Annotated in this window: 12 protein-coding genes and 7 pseudogenes; 14 read left to right on the plus strand and 5 right to left on the minus strand. The window is 40.7% G+C overall.

From position 1 onward, the window contains the following. The first annotated feature begins 1 nt into the window (after position 1). The 7 genes and pseudogenes from QNH10_RS11060 to QNH10_RS11085 all read left to right on the plus strand — a co-directional run bounded on the left by QNH10_RS11060 (position 2) and on the right by QNH10_RS11085 (position 5,985). A pseudogene (locus QNH10_RS11060) lies at positions 2-977 on the plus strand (alpha-ketoacid dehydrogenase subunit beta). A gap of 39 nt (positions 978-1,016) precedes the next feature. Then, positions 1,017-1,522: pseudogene (locus QNH10_RS21145) on the plus strand (biotin/lipoyl-containing protein). 104 nt (positions 1,523-1,626) lie between these two features. Next, a pseudogene (locus tag QNH10_RS21150) lies at positions 1,627-2,337 on the plus strand (dihydrolipoamide acetyltransferase family protein); the annotation flags it as partial. A gap of 4 nt (positions 2,338-2,341) precedes the next feature. Further along, positions 2,342-3,753 (plus strand): annotated as a pseudogene (lpdA, locus tag QNH10_RS11070) (dihydrolipoyl dehydrogenase). Positions 3,754-3,910: 157 nt separating this feature from the next. Then, a complete protein-coding gene (locus tag QNH10_RS11075; protein WP_283731613.1) occupies positions 3,911-4,720 on the plus strand; it encodes a polysaccharide deacetylase family protein in 810 nt (269 codons plus the stop codon). A gap of 19 nt (positions 4,721-4,739) precedes the next feature. Continuing rightward, complete coding sequence (locus QNH10_RS11080) at positions 4,740-5,696, plus strand: NAD(P)H-dependent flavin oxidoreductase (RefSeq protein ID WP_283731614.1); 957 nt, start codon at positions 4,740-4,742, stop codon at positions 5,694-5,696. Positions 5,697-5,715: 19 nt separating this feature from the next. Further along, positions 5,716-5,985: a UPF0223 family protein gene (locus QNH10_RS11085; protein WP_283731615.1), complete on the plus strand. Its 270-nt coding sequence runs from the start codon at positions 5,716-5,718 to the stop codon at positions 5,983-5,985. A gap of 84 nt (positions 5,986-6,069) precedes the next feature. Here the strand turns inward: QNH10_RS11085 and QNH10_RS11090 are convergent, their stop codons facing one another. Further along, positions 6,070-6,708 (minus strand): YktB family protein, encoded by a 639-nt coding sequence (locus QNH10_RS11090; protein WP_283731616.1) that lies wholly within the window; start codon positions 6,706-6,708, stop codon positions 6,070-6,072. Between the two features lie 144 nt (positions 6,709-6,852). Between QNH10_RS11090 and QNH10_RS11095 the strand changes: the two genes are divergently transcribed. Both QNH10_RS11095 and QNH10_RS11100 read left to right on the plus strand, forming a co-directional pair. After that, the gene (locus QNH10_RS11095) at positions 6,853-7,050 is read left to right on the plus strand and encodes a hypothetical protein (protein ID WP_283731617.1); all 198 of its coding nucleotides are present in this window, start codon (positions 6,853-6,855) and stop codon (positions 7,048-7,050) included. Positions 7,051-7,177: 127 nt separating this feature from the next. Continuing rightward, the gene (locus QNH10_RS11100) at positions 7,178-7,969 is read left to right on the plus strand and encodes an inositol monophosphatase family protein (protein WP_283731618.1); all 792 of its coding nucleotides are present in this window, start codon (positions 7,178-7,180) and stop codon (positions 7,967-7,969) included. 41 nt (positions 7,970-8,010) lie between these two features. Here the strand turns inward: QNH10_RS11100 and QNH10_RS11105 are convergent, their stop codons facing one another. Then, on the minus strand, positions 8,011-8,196 hold the full coding sequence (locus tag QNH10_RS11105) for a YlaF family protein (RefSeq protein ID WP_283731619.1): 186 nt from the start codon (positions 8,194-8,196) through the stop codon (positions 8,011-8,013). 97 nt (positions 8,197-8,293) lie between these two features. Here QNH10_RS11105 and typA point away from each other — a divergent pair. Both typA and QNH10_RS11115 read left to right on the plus strand, forming a co-directional pair. Then, positions 8,294-10,133, plus strand: a pseudogene (gene typA / locus QNH10_RS11110) (translational GTPase TypA). 34 nt (positions 10,134-10,167) lie between these two features. Then, the gene (locus tag QNH10_RS11115) at positions 10,168-10,497 is read left to right on the plus strand and encodes a YlaH-like family protein (RefSeq protein WP_283731620.1); all 330 of its coding nucleotides are present in this window, start codon (positions 10,168-10,170) and stop codon (positions 10,495-10,497) included. Between the two features lie 36 nt (positions 10,498-10,533). Here QNH10_RS11115 and QNH10_RS11120 read toward each other — a convergent pair whose 3' ends face one another. Together QNH10_RS11120 and QNH10_RS11125 are read right to left on the minus strand one after the other, a co-directional pair. Next, positions 10,534-10,737, minus strand: coding sequence for a YlaI family protein (locus QNH10_RS11120; protein ID WP_283731621.1), 204 nt, complete (start codon positions 10,735-10,737; stop codon positions 10,534-10,536). A 42-nt stretch (positions 10,738-10,779) separates the two neighbouring features. Continuing rightward, positions 10,780-11,280 (minus strand): peptidyl-prolyl cis-trans isomerase, encoded by a 501-nt coding sequence (locus tag QNH10_RS11125; protein ID WP_283731622.1) that lies wholly within the window; start codon positions 11,278-11,280, stop codon positions 10,780-10,782. A gap of 222 nt (positions 11,281-11,502) precedes the next feature. Here QNH10_RS11125 and QNH10_RS11130 point away from each other — a divergent pair, with 222 nt between their 5' ends. From QNH10_RS11130 to pyc, 3 genes and pseudogenes are all read left to right on the plus strand, one after another. Further along, positions 11,503-11,745, plus strand: a complete 243-nt coding sequence (locus QNH10_RS11130) for an Fpa/YlaN family protein (RefSeq protein WP_283734617.1) — start codon at positions 11,503-11,505, stop codon at positions 11,743-11,745. Positions 11,746-11,911: 166 nt separating this feature from the next. Next, positions 11,912-12,969, plus strand: a pseudogene (locus QNH10_RS11135) (FtsW/RodA/SpoVE family cell cycle protein). Next, positions 12,932-16,430, plus strand: a pseudogene (pyc, locus tag QNH10_RS11140) (pyruvate carboxylase). The pseudogenes QNH10_RS11135 and pyc overlap by 38 nt, the downstream one beginning before the upstream one ends. 43 nt (positions 16,431-16,473) lie before the next feature. Here pyc and QNH10_RS11145 read toward each other — a convergent pair. After that, positions 16,474-17,331 carry a COX15/CtaA family protein gene (locus QNH10_RS11145; RefSeq protein ID WP_430541116.1) on the minus strand — a complete coding sequence of 286 codons (858 nt, stop codon included), beginning with the start codon at positions 17,329-17,331 and terminating at the stop codon, positions 16,474-16,476. Positions 17,332-17,651: the final 320 nt, after the last annotated feature.

Consider the following 17,651-nt stretch of genomic DNA (forward strand, 5'->3'; position numbering starts at 1 on the left):
GATGGCACAAATGACGATGATTCAAGCGATTACCGATGCAATGCGCACGGAGCTTAAAAATGATGAAAACGTCCTCGTCTTCGGTGAAGACGTTGGGGTAAATGGCGGTGTATTCCGCGCAACAGAGGGGCTACAAAAAGAATTTGGCGAGGATCGAGTATTCGATACACCACTTGCCGAGTCTGGTATCGGCGGACTTGCAATTGGTTTATCGTTAACTGGATTCCGTCCGGTAATGGAAATCCAATTCTTCGGTTTCATTTTTGAAGTGATCGACTCTGTAAGCGGTCAGCTAGCACGTCAATCCTTCCGTAGTGGTGGACATTTCAATGCTCCAGTTACAATCCGTTCTCCATTCGGCGGGGGTGTTGCAACACCGGAAATGCATGCTGATAGCTTAGAAGGACTTGTCGCATCACAACCGGGGATAAAAGTAGTTATTCCTTCAACTCCTTATGATGCAAAAGGGCTTCTTATTTCTGCTATTAAGGATGATAATCCGGTTGTTTTCCTTGAGCATATGAAACTTTACCGTTCATTCAGACAAGAAGTTCCTGAGGGAGAATACAATTCCACTTGGTAAGGCTGATGTGAAACGTGAAGGTAGCGATCTTTCAATCATTACTTATGGTGCGATGGTGCATGAAAGCTTGAAAGCAGCTGAAGTATTGGAGAAAGAAGGATACTCAGTAGAAGTAGTTGACTTGCGGACAATCCAACCATTGGATATCGAAACAATCATTGCATCCGTTGAGAAAACGAACCGAGCAATCGTTGTCCAAGAAGCACAAAAACAAGCAGGTATAGCAGCTAATGTCGTATCCGAAATTACAGAACGAGCAATCTTGAGCTTGGAGGCTCCAGTCTTAAGGGTGGCAGCTCCAGATACAATCTATCCATTTGCACAAGGTGAAAATGCTTGGCTGCCGGATGCAAACGACATTATTGAAACAGCTAAGAAAGTGTTGACATTCTAATTTGAGGTTTAACAGTGACAATATGAAAGGGTGAATCTTGTGGCATATGAATTCCGTTTACCGGATATCGGAGAAGGAATCCACGAAGGTGAAGTTGTAAAGTGGTTTGTTGCTAAAGGCGATAAAATCAATGAAGACGACACGCTTCTTGAAATCCAAAATGATAAAGCAGTAGTAGAGATACCATCTCCTGTTACCGGCACAGTTGAAGAAATCCTTGTTGAAGAAGGTAAAGTTGCAATTGTTGGAGACGTTTTAATCCGTCTTGATGCTCCAGGATTCGAAAGTCCTCATGTTGAAGAAGAGGGCAAGAGGAGACTGAAGCACAGGTTCAGTCGACTGCTGAAGCAGGACAAAAAATCGAAAAGGCTGAAGTAAAGCAACAGCAGCCTGAAAAAGTGCAAGCTGAAGAATCACCATCACTACGTGTTATCGCGATGCCATCTGTCCGAAAATATGCTCGTGAGCAGGGAGTAGATATTCGTCAGGTGCAAGGGTCAGGTAAAAACGGGCGTGTTGTGAAGAGGATATTGAGACGTTCTTAAGCGGCGGACAACAGGAAGTTGCACAACCGACTCAAGAAGCTCAAACTACAGACGCTGTTGTATCTGAAGAAAAAGTTGCTATCCCTGCGGCACCAGTCGTGCTTGAGGGTGATTTCCCAGAAACTCGTGAGAAAATGTCAGGAATCCGTAAGGCAATTGCAAAAGCAATGGTCAATTCCAAGCATACTGCACCACACGTGACATTATTGGATGAAATCGATGTAACCGAGCTTGTCGCTCATCGTAAGAAATTCAAGGCGATTGCTGCGGAAAAAGATATTAAGTTAACATATCTTCCTTACGTTGTAAAAGCTCTTGTATCGACCTTACGTGAGTTCCCGCAGTTGAATACATCACTTGATGATGCAAAAGAAGAAATTATTCAAAAGCATTATTACAACATTGGAATTGCGGCTGATACAGATCGCGGTCTTTTAGTTCCGGTAATTAAACATGCAGATCGTAAATCAGTATTTGCAATTTCTGAAGAGATTAGCACGTTGGGAGAAAAGGCTCGTGACGGTAAATTAAGCCCCGCAGAAATGAAAGGTGCTTCTTGTTCAATCACGAATATCGGCTCTGCAGGTGGACAATGGTTCACACCGATTATCAACCATCCTGAGGTTGCAATTCTTGGAATTGGAAGAATTTCAGAAAAACCAATTGTAAAAAATGGTGAAATTATAGCTGCACCTATGTTAGCATTATCTTTGGTATTCGATCATCGAGTGATTGATGGTGTTACAGGACAGCAAGCTCTGAACCATATTAAAAAATTACTCGGCAATCCAGAACTATTATTAATGGAGGCGTAAGCAAATGGTAGTAGGAGACTTTCCAATCGAAGTGGATACACTTGTTGTAGGATCTGGCCCAGGAGGATACGTTGCGGCAATCCGAGCAGCGCAGTTGGGACAAAAAGTGACAATCGTTGAAAGAGAAAATCTTGGAGGCGTATGTCTGAACGTTGGATGCATCCCTTCCAAAGCACTTATTTCTGTAGGTCACCGTTACGCATCTGCTAAGAATTCCGATGATATGGGAATTACGGCAACAGATGTAAAGCTTGACTTCTCAAAAGCTCAAGCTTTCAAAAATAGTGTAGTCAACAAATTGACTGGCGGCGTTGAAGGATTGTTAAAAGGTAATAAAGTGGATATCGTCACGGGGAAGCATACTTCGTTGACGCTAATACTGCAAAAGTAATGGACGAGAAATCTTCGCAAACGTATAAGTTTAAAAATGCGATCATCGCTACTGGTTCACGTCCTGTTGAAATTCCATCATTCAAATACTCGAAACGTGTTATCAATTCTACAGGGGCGCTAAACTTAGAAGAGGTGCCTGGACATCTTGTAGTTATCGGTGGCGGTTACATAGGAACTGAACTTGGTTCCGCTTATGCCAACCTTGGATCGAAAGTTACAATTATCGAAGGTGGAGATGATATCCTTGCTGGCTTCGAAAAACAAATGACTCAAATCGTTAAAAAAGGCTTGAAGAATAAAGGCGTCGAAGTGGTTGTGAAAGCATCTGCAAAAGGCGTTGAAGAGTCCGATACTGGAGTTGTCGTTACTTACGAAGCAAAAGGCGAAGAGCAAAAAGTTGAAGCTGACTATGTTCTCGTTACAGTTGGACGTCGTCCGAACACAGATGAAATCGGTCTTGAAGAAATGGGCGTTAAATTCCTTGAGCGTGGTTTGATCGATGTAGATAAGCAATGCCGTACAAGTATCTCGAACATCTATGCAATCGGTGATATCGTATCGGGTCCACAGCTTGCACACAAAGCTTCTTATGAAGCGAAAGTAGCAGCTGAAGCGATTTCAGGCGAGAAATCCGAGGTAGATTATTTGGCTATTCCGGCTGTCTGCTTCACTGATCCTGAGCTTGCAACAGTAGGATTAAATGAAAAACAAGCGAAAGACGAAGGGTATGAAGTTGTAGCTGGCAAATTCCCATTTGCTGCAAATGGACGTGCGCTTGCACTGAATGCAACTGACGGTTTCGTTAAACTTGTTTCACGTAAAGAAGACGGATTACTATTAGGTGCGCAAATCGTAGGAGAAAATGCATCCGATATGATAGCGGAACTTGGACTTGCAATTGAAGCAGGTATGACACTTGAAGATATCGCAATGACAATCCATGCGCATCCAACATTGGGTGAAATCTCAATGGAAGCAGCGGAAGTTGCTTTAGGTAAACCTATTCATATGATTACAAAATAATATTTCATGTTTAATAGAGAACGCGTCCAAGGCATGAATTGCCGCCGGACGCGTTTTATTCGTTTGAAGCGATATCCAAAATCATGTTAGGATTGAATTATTCAATAAAAGGAGATGTTTCTATGAAAAGAGAATACTATACATACCATTACTGTCCATGCTGCTTTTGGCTTCTTGCAATGAAAAAACGAATCCTGAAACTTCTCTACATGAAGAAAATCCAGCAAATGCAGAAATAGAAACAGAAGAGGTTTTGGAAAAGGATATTGAAAATGAATCCGAAACGGAAATAGCAGAGGAAGAAGAGGAGAAATCTATTCGAGCACCACAATACGTGATGAATCCAAATACGTATTCAATCGAACCATTCGGTGAAGCGGACCCAAAAGTTGTACTTCTTACAATAGACGACGCTCCAGATAAACGGGCTCTTGATATGGCCAAGACATTGAAGGAATTGGGTGTTCCTGCAATTTTCTTCGTCAACGGTCACTTCATCGCTACTGACGAAAAAAAGACGATTCTGAAAGAAATCCATGATATGGGTTTTATAATCGGTAATCATACAAAAACGCATGCGAATCTAAAAAAAATATCGGAAGATGAACAACGTGAGGAAATCATTTCCGTGAATGATATCGTTGAAGAGGTGACTGGTGAGCGTCCAAAGTTTTTCCGTGCTCCATTTGGTGTGAATACCGATTTTAGCCGTGCTTTGGCGAAAGAAGAAGGTATGCTGTTGATGAATTGGTCATATGGATACGATTATGAAAAAGAGTATATGACGAAAGAAAAAATTGCGGATATTATGGTGAATACTGAACTCTTGAGAAATGGCTCAAATCTATTAATGCATGATAGGGAATGGACAGCTGATGCGTTAGAGGAGATAGTAAACGGATTGCGAGAGAAAGGTTATAATTTTGTCGATCCGAATTTGATAAAAGGAATAGAAGAGAATGAATAAGTGAATGGGGGAATGAATCATGCAGTGGAAAACGAGAGTTACTGAACTGTTGGGAATTGAATACCCGATTATTCAAGGAGGTTTGGCTTATCTTGCGTATTCGGACCTTGCTGCAGCGGTTTCCAAAGCCGGTGGACTTGGACAAATTACAGCGATGAGTCTTGAATCTCCAGATGCGTTAAGAGAGGAAATAAAAAAAGTTAAGTCGTTGACGAATAAGCCTTTTGGCGTGAACTTTGCAATTGGTCAACATGGAAGGCCGTATGAACATCTATTGGATGTAGCAATCGAAGAAAATGTTAAGGTGGTCTCTGTTACTGGGGGAAATCCAGCTCCATTCTTTGAGTACTTAAAAGGGATCGATATAAAAAAACTTGTCTTAGTTGCCTCCAAGAGACAAGCGATAAAAGCGGAATCCCTCGGAGCGGATGCTGTAATGGTTGTCGGCCAAGAAGGTGGCGGCCATTTAGGGCGTGACGATATCGGTACGTTTGTCTTAGTCCCTCAAGTTGTTGACGCTGTTAAAATCCCTGTAATCGCTTCAGGTGGCATTGGGGACGGACGTGGATGGATGGCTGCTCATACCTTAGGCGCGGAAGGCATTGAGATGGGAACGCGTTTTATCGCGACAAAAGAATGTGTTCATGCCTCCTCTGCGTATAAAGATGCATTACTTCAAGCTGAGGAAACAGGTACAGTTGTCATTAAACGTACAATTGGCGCACCTGCACGCGCCCTCACTGGTACATGGACTGAAAAAATCTTACGTATGGAAGCCGACAATGCGGATTATGATAAGTTGAAGGATTATATTAGCGGAGAGGCAAATTGCCGATTTATCCATCATGGGGACGAGCAGCAAGGTTTCGGTTGGGCTGGACAAGTTGCTGGAATGATTGAGGATGTACCTTCAGTTGCTGAATTGATCGGACGAATGGTAGATCAAGCCGAAAAAATACGTGGAAAATGGGCTTGAAGAAAGGTGCGGAAGAATATTGGATTATAATTACCCACTGAGTCATCATTGGACGACTGAAGAAATAATTGATGTTGTAAATTTCTTTCAGGCTGTCGAAAAGGCTTATGAAAAAGAAATAAAGAGAGAGAATTTCATGAATGCTTATAGGGCTTTCAAAAAGGTCGTTCCTTCAATGGCAGAAGAAAAAACGATTTTCAAAGAATTTGAAGACGTCAGCGGGTTTAATAGCTATAAAATCGTGAAGTCCGCTAAAGAAGGCGATGACGGTGAATTAATCAAGGCATAACGGGCGGGTACGAAAAAAAGTTTTTCTGAAAAAACGACTTATACAATTGAGAAAAGGGATGCATACTACATGCATCCCTTCCTTTTATCCGATGATGACATCATATAAAGGATAAAGATCATTGATTGTTTTTTCCACAAGTACCAAAAATTCTGTTTCAGAAAGGGTGGTTGCTACGTCTGTAGACAAATGCTTACCGATTACAAGCTCAGCTTTTTTTACGGTTTTTAACCTTTCCAATAAACTTTCGATCCCTTCAATCCCTATTTCATGTATGTATTCCGCCTCAGGTTTCATATGGTCACCCGATATAACGAAGTCTTCAGGTAAAGATAAAAGCACGTTACTGTTTTTACTAAGCCTTTCAGCAATTCCTTTTTTATCCGGATTTTCATAAATTACGGCCAAAATGATAAATAAATGGGTTCCCCATAATCCCACTTGAAAATGCGGTAAAGCTTTATATCCTCGTTTTGCAGGAGCGAACGCCACCCAGCTATCTTTCGGCGGATTAACCGTCCTTCTTGCGTGTTTTGCAATATGTGGATAAAATTCGCCTGTTCCATGAGAAGATAAAAAAGTTGCAATATGTTCACCAATTACTCCAAACTTCGGTTGAATTCTATTTTGAAGCGCACTCATTCTGTTATCTAATCCATCTATTGAAAATACATTAAAATCTTCTTTTGTCCAAAATCCTTGTGTCAATTTTAACTCCTCCATTTCATTCTCCACGTTTATCGTAACAGAAAACGGGGAACAATCTTATACAAGAAGGCTTATAACTAACAAAAGCAAAATGGCCAGCATAAGTTAGAAGTAAGTAAATGCATCGTAAGTAAATGATAAAAAAAGGGGTGTTACGAAATGAAACAAGTCGTCCATATTATCCGTAAAGCTGAAATTGAAAAGGAGTACGTGAAACTACTGCATCTTGAATTGGATTATGAATTAGCTACATTGTTCGATGCCATGCAAGAGAAGGATAGCAAACAGGCTGAGAAAAGCAAGGTAAGACTCACTGAAATCCATTGTGAGCTGGAGACTTTCAATGCTTTTGCGTAATAGAAATCCATCGAACCGAATTAGGCGCCTTCACTGAAAACCCTTTAGGGTACATAACAGTGTGGGCGCCTTTTTGTCTGCGGATTATGTTATTATTGAATAATAAGACTGTAGATGGGGTGTATAGATGAACTGGGGAGCAATTGACCGGTATGCAAAATCCCTTATTAAAGAAGCGGGCCATAAAATAAGGGTGTCCTTTTACAAAACAATTGATGTTGAGTCTAAAGCTGAAGCGAATGATTTAGTCACGAATATTGACCGTGACATCGAACAATTTTTCATTCGCAAGATTAGAGAGAAATTTCCTGATCACCGTATTTTTGGGGAAGAGGGTTTTGGTGATGAGATCAAGTCACTTGAAGGTGTGATTTGGATGCTTGATCCGATAGATGGTACTATGAATTTCATCCACCAAAAAAGGAACTTCGCTATTTCACTTGGCATTTATCTTGAAGGCGTTGGAATACTTGGTTATATATATGATGTGATGAATGATGACTTTTACCATGCCGTAAAAGGCGAAGGGGCATATTTTAACGATGAACGTCTCCCTATGCTTGAAAATACGCCGATCGAAGAAGCGGTCATTGGTGTAAATGCCAGCTGGGTTGCACCTAATCGAAGAATTGAACATATGCCGATTGTTGAAATGGTACATAGATGCCGTGGAACCAGATCTTATGGGTCCGCAGCCATTGAACTTGCTTATGTGTCATCAGGGCGTATCGATGCCTATATGTCTCTGCGTTTATCGCCTTGGGATATTGCCGGAGGAATGGTCATCGCCCAGGAGGTTGGGGCGATAGCGACAAATATGAAAGGTGAAAACCCGCATTTATTAGGGCAGGATACTTTTATCGTTGCAAAATCCGGATTACATGAGGAGATTTTGAAAAACTATATAGTACTCAAATAAAAAAAGGACTGCTTAAAATAACCTGCAGTCCCTTTTCACGATTATAATAAACCTTGTTCCCGCATCTTCTTCTTCGTTTTGAAACCATTACCCATGACGAAAATAAGTGCGAGAATAGCAATTAGAGCAGCGGGGATGCTACGCATGCCTACGGCTATACCAATACCACACATGGCAGCAATTGCAGCAAAAGAATAAATGACGAAAACCCATTTAATATTCTTCAAAATGATACATCTCCCGAAATAAAATGTTTTTTAATACCATCCCTATGTGCTATAATAACACAGTTATACATCTGATAAAAGATAACGGAGTGAAAACATGACAAAAAAACGTAATGATTTACGGAATATAGCAATTATCGCCCACGTTGACCACGGAAAAACGACACTCGTCGATTCGTTGTTAAAGCAATCCGGTATATTCCGGTCAAATGAACATGTAGAAGACCGTGCAATGGACTCAAATGATCTTGAACGTGAACGTGGAATTACAATTCTTGCTAAAAATACGGGAATTGAGTATAAAGACACGAAAATTAACATTCTTGATACACCAGGACATGCTGATTTTGGTGGGGAAGTGGAACGGATCTTGAAAATGGTAGACGGTGTCGTACTTGTTGTCGACTCCTTCGAAGGATGTATGCCGCAAACCCGTTTCGTGTTGAAAAAAGCATTGGAAACGAATTTAAAACCGATTGTTGTTGTAAACAAAATTGACAGAGATTTTGCGCGTCCTGAAGAAGTAGTCGACGAAGTACTCGAATTATTCATTGAGTTGGATGCGAATGATGAACAACTTGAGTTCCCTGTAGTCTATGCTTCCGGTTTTAATGGAACAGCAAGTCTGTCACCAAACCCAGCAGATCAGGAAGAAACGTTGGAAGTATTGTTCGATGCAATTGTTGAACATATTCCTGCTCCTGTCGATAATCGTGAAGAGCCGTTACAATTCCAAGTTTCATTACTTGATTACAATGACTATGTTGGTCGAATTGGAATTGGCGTGTTTTCCGTGGAACTATGAAAGTGGGTCAACAAGTATCAGTTCTAAAACGTGATGGTTCAACCAAAAATTATCGCGTTACGAAAATGTATGGTTTCCTAGGGTTAAAGCGAATTGAGATTGAAGAGGCTTATGCGGGAGACTTGATCGCTGTATCAGGAATGGAAAATATAGACGTTGGTGAAACGGTTTGTCCTATCGATCACCAGGAAGCATTGCCTGAACTTCACATCGATGAACCAACGCTTCAAATGACTTTCCTTGTCAATAATAGTCCGTTTGCCGGGAAAGAAGGTAAATGGGTAACAGCAAGGAAAATCGAGGAAAGATTAGAACAGCAATTACAAACGGATGTCTCTCTGCGTGTAGATCCTACAGATTCACCGGATGCTTGGGTTGTTTCGGGACGTGGGGAACTTCATCTTTCTATTCTGATTGAAAATATGCGTCGAGAAGGGTTCGAACTTCAAGTATCGAAGCCTGAAGTTATCATTCGTACAATTGATGGAGTGCGTTCTGAACCTGTTGAACGTGTACAAATTGACATCCCTGAAGAATATACCGGCGCTATTATCGAATCCATCGGAGAGCGCAAAGGTGAAATGCTGGATATGATTAACAACGGTAATGGACAGGTTCGCCTAATTTTCCTAGTTCCAGCTAGGGGATTGATTGGGTATCTACTGACTTCCTTACACTAACAAGAGGGTACGGAATTATTAATCATACATTCGATTCTTATAAGCCGGTTGCGCACGGTCGTGTTGGTGGCCGTCGCCATGGTGTGCTTGTATCTATGGAGACAGGAACTGTCACAGGATATGGTATAATGCAATTGGAAGATCGTGGAGTCATGTTTGTAGATGCGGGTACTGAAATTTACGCCGGGATGGTTGTCGGTGAAAATAGCCGTGACAATGACTTGACGATTAATCTAACAAAGATCAAGCATGCTACAAACGTGCGATCTGCTACAAAAGATCAAACTGTTACAACTAAGAAACCACGGATTATGTCACTTGAGGAAGCGTTACAATATGTTGGAGATGATGAGTATTGTGAAGTTACACCTCAATCAATCCGCTTACGTAAAAAGATCCTTGATAAAAACGAACGTGAACGTGTGCAAAAGAAGAAAAAACTCGGTGAGTAAGGCTATATCGAGTTGATGGAAAGGGATGTGTTGAATGAAGTTGGAGGATTCGGACGTAATCGAAAGTATGTCGGGGATATCACGTTTTATATATGAAATGATGCCTTCGTTCACTTCGGCAGGGTATGTGTTATTAGCCCTCGTGTTCCTCTTATCGGCACTTGTTTATAAGCTTGGTTTTGCCAGGAAAATCAAGCCATGGCAAAATCTCGTTATATATGCATTCTTGTTTTTGGGATGTCTTATCTTGACGTTCCTTGCCTTCTTCCTTCCAATTGCGGAGGGACTGATTGTTGCAGCGCTCATATTAATCATTTACAGAATTCGTAGGATGAACGAGCATAAAGAAAACTCCACCGTTTAAACGGTGGAGTTTTCTTATGGACTAAAATTTTATCGGCTAAAATTTATCTTCAGCAGAGTGGGAACTGCGGTGGAAGATAAACTTGCCCGTGCTGACTCGTAAGTTAGTATAATTCGTAATCCGTTCATTGCATTGATCGCACATATAGGTATTGATCGGATGATTCCTAAGTTTTTTAGCAAGTGGAGTATCATCTTGTAGCTGCCCGATTTCGTCGCAAAGAACACATTTTACTCGCAAATGATCAACTCCTTTTTCGTGAAAAACCAAACAAGACAATTATCACTTAATGACTATGCCGCTGATTGCTTTTAAAGGGTTTTCGATATTCGACCCATCATTAAATAATAGATGTACAGGTCCGTCTTCCAGTAATGGCTTGCCGTCCTGACTGAACTTAAAGATAAAATCTTCAGCTTCAGAAAGCGAAAATGTTTCTTCGTGATTGGTAGATGTAACGAAAGTGATCGTCTCCGCATTTTCCCCCGGGACGGCGTTTTTCAGGAAAGGTTTCAATAAAATCCCGAAAGTACCTGTAACCATTTTTTTACGGTCAAACTTTTTTTCTGTTTTTAATGTAGGAGGGAAAGTAGCACCCTCCATAATCTCCCTGGACCAATGTTTGCCCATGCTATTTAAATATTTCTCGTCTTCATCTATTTCAATTCGATCTTCGTTAAAATACGTATTTAAATCAATTCTACGGTCGTCGAAGATCCAGACAGTTGGATCGAGGGTGATGTTATGTTTTACATTGCCTTGTACAGTTATGATTGTTTCCAATGTGAATAGCCTCCTACAACTTATAGCTGTTTAGTATATAGTATACTCCTTCCAATTGATTGTGGAAAGACATTGATATTATACTACCTGTGAAAAGGGAAACACTTGCAATTTACCTTCTCAAAAGATACAATTTAATTCATAATCACCGTAGTAGAAATAAAAGGTGAATGGGGCGTCCTCGTGGATATTGAATTGCAGGAAACCTATCAGGAAAAAGCAATGAAACAATTGCAAGCTGATGCAGATAAAATCGCACAACTCATAAAGGTACAGATGGATCATTTGACTATGCCCCAATGCCCTCTTTACGAGGAAGTGTTGGATACCCAAATGTACGGCTTATCCAGGGAAATTGATTTTGCTGTCAAGCTTGGATTGATTGAGCGTGAAAGAGGAAAGGAAATCCTTTCGTTGTTAGAAAAAGAGATGAACATTCTGCATGAGCTATATACAAAAAAATAAACAAAAGACTCAAACTCATTAATTGGTTTGAGTTTTTTATTTAATAAAGGTGGGAAGTCCGATGGGGAAATATATTAAGAGAATGATTTCAAACTTCGATTATCCGTTATTCATAGTATACATAGTGCTTTGCCTCTTCGGATTAGTGATGATCTATAGTTCAAGTATGGTAGTGGCGGTTAATCGATATGGTTTTTCACCTGACCATTTTTATGTAAGACAATTGAAGAATCTGGCAGTGTCAATTCCTGTTTTCCTATTAGCGTCATTCTTCCCGTATCAGAATTACAAGAGAAAAAAGTTCATGATGTTTTCGATTGCAGTAATGTTCATGCTGCTCATACTTGTCCATTTCATTGGATATGCTGCAGGTGGTTCCCAAAGTTGGATCCGAGTCCCGGGATTCGGAAACATCCAACCTTCGGAAGTTGCGAAGCTTGTAATCATCATCTATTTTGCAAGTGTTTTTGCTAAAAAATATGAAGCAGGAACAATCGATTCTATTAATAAATCGATTGGACCTCCTGTCGGCATCCTTGTCTTTGCTATTGGATTGATTATGTTTGAGACAGATATCGGCACATCATTCATCATTATCATGGGTGCCTTTTCAGTAATTGCTGCAAGCGGTCTACGATTAAAGACGTTTGGTAAATTAGGCGGAATAATTATGGTAGGGATGATAATAGGTTCAGCTAGTCTTTATTTTATTTGGGATACAGTCATGAATGACAGTCGGAAAGGCCGTATTTTATCTTTCATGAACCCTTTCGATTATGTACAAGGCTCCGGATACCAAATCGCAAACGGTTATATTGCAATTGGAACTGGGGAGTAAAAGGATTGGGTTTAGGAAATTCCATTCAGAAGATGGGCTATTTACCAGAGCCGCATACGGATGTAATCATGGCTGTAATTTCTGAAGAGATTGGTATACTTGGGACAATCATTGTTATAGGAGGTCTTGGGTTCATCGTATTACGTGCATTGTATATTGCGATGACCACTACAGACCCACAAGCCCGAATGCTTGCAGCTGGTATTGGAAGTGTCATTGGGATCCAGACATTTGTGAATCTTGGTGGGTTAACCGGTTTAATTCCGCTTACAGGTGTACCCCTTCCTCTTATAAGTTATGGCGGAACTTCTATGATTCTGTTATCTTTATCTTTAGGAATATTGATGAATGTGTCAATGTTCTCAAAATACCAAAAGAATAAATAGAAAAGGAAGTGCATTTACGGTGGAATTAGGACGTATAAAGAAAATCCTCGTAGCAAACCGCGGTGAAATTGCAATCCGCATATTTCGTGCATGTACTGAATTAAGAATCCCAACTGTCGGTATTTATTCTGCAGAAGACAGGGGTTCATTCCACCGTTACAAAGCTGATGAATCATACCTTATCGGTGAAGGGAAAAAACCGATTGATGCATACTTGGATATTGAAGGGATCATTGCGTTAGCGAAGTCATGCGGGGCAAATGCAGTCCATCCTGGATATGGTTTTCTTGCAGAAAACGAGGAGTTTGCCCGAAGACTTGAAGAGGAAGGGATCATATTCATAGGGCCTTCATCCAAACATTTAGATATGTTTGGGGATAAGGTAAAAGCAAGAGAACAGGCGATTAAAGCTAAAATTCCAGTAATTCCAGGTACGGATGGTCCTGTTTCCTCCATTTCGGAAGTAAACGCTTTCGCGGATATTCATGGTTATCCACTCATTATCAAAGCTTCACTTGGTGGTGGGGGGAGAGGGATGCGAATTGTCCATTCCGAGGATGAAGTCCCTGATGCTTATGAACGTGCGAAGTCAGAAGCAAAATCGGCATTCGGTTCTGATGAAGTGTATGTTGAAAAATATATTAACAAGCCAAAACATATAGAAGTTCAAATCTTAGGAGATGCGTATGGCAATGTTGTTCATTTATATGAACGAGATTGTTCCATTCAACGTCGCCACCAGAAGGTAGTTGAGATAGCACCATCAATATCATTGGATGATACGCTACGCCAAGATATTTGCGATGCAGCTGTGAAATTGGCGAGAAATGTTTCCTACGTCAATGCTGGAACAGTTGAATTCCTCGTTTCGGATGGTGATTTTTATTTCATCGAGGTTAATCCTCGTATTCAAGTCGAGCACACTATTACGGAGATGGTGACAGGTATTGATATCGTACATGCTCAAATCCATATTGCAAATGGAGGAAATCTCCATGAAGGTGAATCCGCAATTCCGGAACAGAGTAAAATACCACTATTCGGTTATGCGATTCAATCCAGGGTGACAACGGAAGACCCGTTAAATGATTTCATGCCTGATACTGGCAAGCTGATGGTCTATCGATCGGGTGGAGGCTTTGGCGTCCGACTTGACGCAGGTAACGGCTTCCAAGGGGCAGTCATTACCCCATATTACGATTCCCTTTTAGTCAAGGTGTCGACTTGGGGAACCTCATTCAAAGACGCAGCAGCGAAGATGGACCGCAATTTACAAGAATTTAGAATTAGGGGAATTAAAACAAACATACCATTCTTAGAGAATGTTGTCCGTCATGAGAACTTTCTAACAGGAAGTTATGACACTAGTTTCATAGACTCTACACCAGAGTTATTCGAATTCCCAGTAAGGAAAGACAGAGGAACCAAAATTCTTAATTACTTGGGAAATGTGACAGTCAACGGGTTTCCGGGCATAGGTAAACAGGCCAAACCTATTTTCCATCCAGTAAGAAAACCCGCAATAGATCTATCCGTTCCGCCGACTTACGGTACAAAGCAACTATTGGATGAAAAAGGACCCGAAGCATTGGTTCAATGGATAAAGGATCAAAAGATGTTCTTCTCACGGATACTACATTTCGGGATGCACACCAATCATTACTTGCGACACGTGTTCGTACTTCGGATATTGTAAATATTGCTTCTGAGTCAGCAAGACTTATGCCCGATCTGTTTTCGTTTGAAATGTGGGGAGGTGCAACATTTGACGTTGCATACCGGTTCTTAAAAGAGGATCCATGGGAAAGGCTAACGAAACTTCGCAACCAAATTCCAAATGTACTTTTTCAGATGCTTTTCCGAGGGGCTAATGCGGTTGGATATTCAAATTATCCCGATAATGTCATCCGTGAATTCATCAAAACTTCGGCGGAATCTGGGATAGATGTGTTTCGTATTTTCGATAGCCTGAACTGGATAAAAGGAATGGAGATTGCTATTGATGCAACTCGTCAAGCGGGTAAGGTCGCAGAAGCCGCACTTTGTTATACAGGGGACATCCTTGATGATTCCCGAGCAAAATATACGGTGGATTATTATAAGAAGATGGCGAAGGAGCTTGAAGCAACTGGTGCTCATATTCTTGCCATAAAAGATATGGCTGGTCTGTTGAAACCAGAGGCAGCTTACAGACTAATTTCAGAACTAAAGGCGACAGTTGACATACCGATTCATCTTCACTCACATGACACGAGTGGGAATGGGATCTATATGTATGCAAAAGCTGTAGAAGCTGGAGTCGATATCGTTGATACTGCTCTTGGTTCTATGTCGGGTCTCACTTCTCAGCCATCTGTAAGTTCTCTTTATTATGCTTTGCAGCATGGTAAACGGCAAGTACGTGCTGACGTTAAAGCACTTGAATCCTTATCTTATTACTGGGAGGATGTACGGAAATATTATCAAAACTTTGAAAGCGGCATGGTGAGCCCTCACTCTGAAGTTTACGTGCATGAAATGCCCGGTGGTCAATATTCCAATCTTCAACAACAAGCAAAGGCTGTAGGACTCGGGGAAAGATGGGAAGAAGTGAAAGAAATGTATTCCCGTGTCAACTTGCTCTTCGGAGATGTTGTGAAAGTAACACCATCTTCGAAAGTAATCGGAGATATGGCATTGTTCATGGTGCAAAATAATCTGAATGAGATTTCGGTTATAGATCGAGGGAAGACAATTGATTTTCCTGAATCTGTCATCGAGTTTTTTGAAGGGTATATAGGCCAACCGTATGGCGGATTCCCGGAAGAATTGCAACAGGTCATTCTAAAGGGAAGAAAGCCGATTACTGTACGTCCCGGTGAACTATTAGAGGATGTGGACTTTGAAATCCTTCTTAATAAGACGGAGGAATTATTAGGTCATCCTTCAACGATGAAAGATGCATTGGCATACACGCTTTATCCAAAAGTGTTCGAGGAGTATGCAACGACGAAGAAGCAGTTCGGAAACATATCTGTCGTTAATACATCAGAATTCCTTTTCGGAATGCGATTGGGGCAAGAAATTGAAGTGGAGATTGAAAGAGGGAAAACACTAATCATTAAATTGGTATCCATTGGGGAACCGCAATCGGATGGGAATAGGTAATTTACTTCGAATTAAACGGCCAACCACGGGAAATTGTCATACAGGACATGAACATCGAATCCGATGTTATTCATAAACAAAAAGCGGATCTATCAAATGATTCGCATATAGCGGCAACAATGCCTGGAACTGTATTGAAAATTGCTGTCTCAAAAGGAACAAAAGTCAGAAGGGGAGAGCATCTACTAATCACAGAGGCAATGAAGATGGAAACGACGATCCAAGCACCATTCGATGGGATAGTAAAAGAAATCTACGTAAACGCAGGGGAATCCATTTCGACAGGGGATTTACTAATAGAGCTTGATCATTAAAACAACGCTCGTGAGCATTGACTCACGAGCGTTGTTTTTTTTATTAATTTTGTCTACTTCTTGATACGAGTAGGACCATATACGTTAGTAATCCAAACAATAGGATTACAAATAGTGAGTGGGCTAAAGCAACGTATAGATTCAAACGAGTAATAATGACGATAGCGCCAGCTAAAACTTGTAATGTCACTAATGAGAAGGCGATGATCCATCCCCAATAGATAACTCTTTGGTTTTTATAATGCCTAATTGCGTGGATTGCAATAATCAAGAGCCATATAAAAATTAATGCGGCTGCTGTCCGATGACCCATTTGAACCCATTCCCAGAAGTTTTGCGGAAGGGAAAAGTCTCCGTTTTTGCACATCGGCCAATCTGTACAGCTAAGTTCAGACTCTGTATGGCGAACAAGCGCTCCAGTATAAACAACAATATAAGAGTAAATTGTTACTCCAATCGTATGTGTTTTGAGTGTTTTACCAATTTTCAGCGTGTCTGCGTCAAATTTCTTATCAACCTCAAATATTAACAAGGTAAGAAGTAGGACAGAAGCGAATGAAATAAGCGATATTCCAAAGTGAAGTGCAAGTATGAAATCACCTTGTCCCCATAGAACCTGTGCAGCTCCTATTAACGCTTGTAAGATCAAGAAGAATAGAGCTAAAAAAGAAAGGAGTTTCGTTTCTCTAATATGGCCAATCGCTTTCCACGACCAAACAGACAAGACGACAATCAAGATTCCAACAGCACCAGTCACAAGCCGATGAGAGAATTCGATTAACACTTCCGCAGTTATTTCATCAGGAATCAATTGACCATTACAACCTGGCCAATGCCTTCCGCAACCCATACCGCTATCGGTCTTTGTAACAAGTGCACCGCCCAAAAGAATTAGTAGCATACCAATTGTAGAAGCTACAGCAAACCATTTTAAAAATTTATTATATCTCAAAAAAACACCTACTTTAACTAATGATTGCTATATGAATAAAAGACTCCGCTTGTAGATGATATCGAAAAATAGTAGAAAAAACAACGTATATTGGCCAATTCAGGGTTTACCCTAAGCTATTTCACAAATTGTTCATAAAAAAGACCCTTTAACTTCACAAAAGGCATAGGGAAATGATTTACTATAGATAGGCGAAGTGAATTTACAAGTGGTACAACTTTGCGGATTTATTGAAATTCGGTTTATGTATAGAAATTAGTCCCGAATTT

It is taken from the genome of Sporosarcina thermotolerans (assembly GCF_030067815.1).
In the GTDB taxonomy this organism is placed as follows: domain Bacteria; phylum Bacillota; class Bacilli; order Bacillales_A; family Planococcaceae; genus Sporosarcina; species Sporosarcina thermotolerans.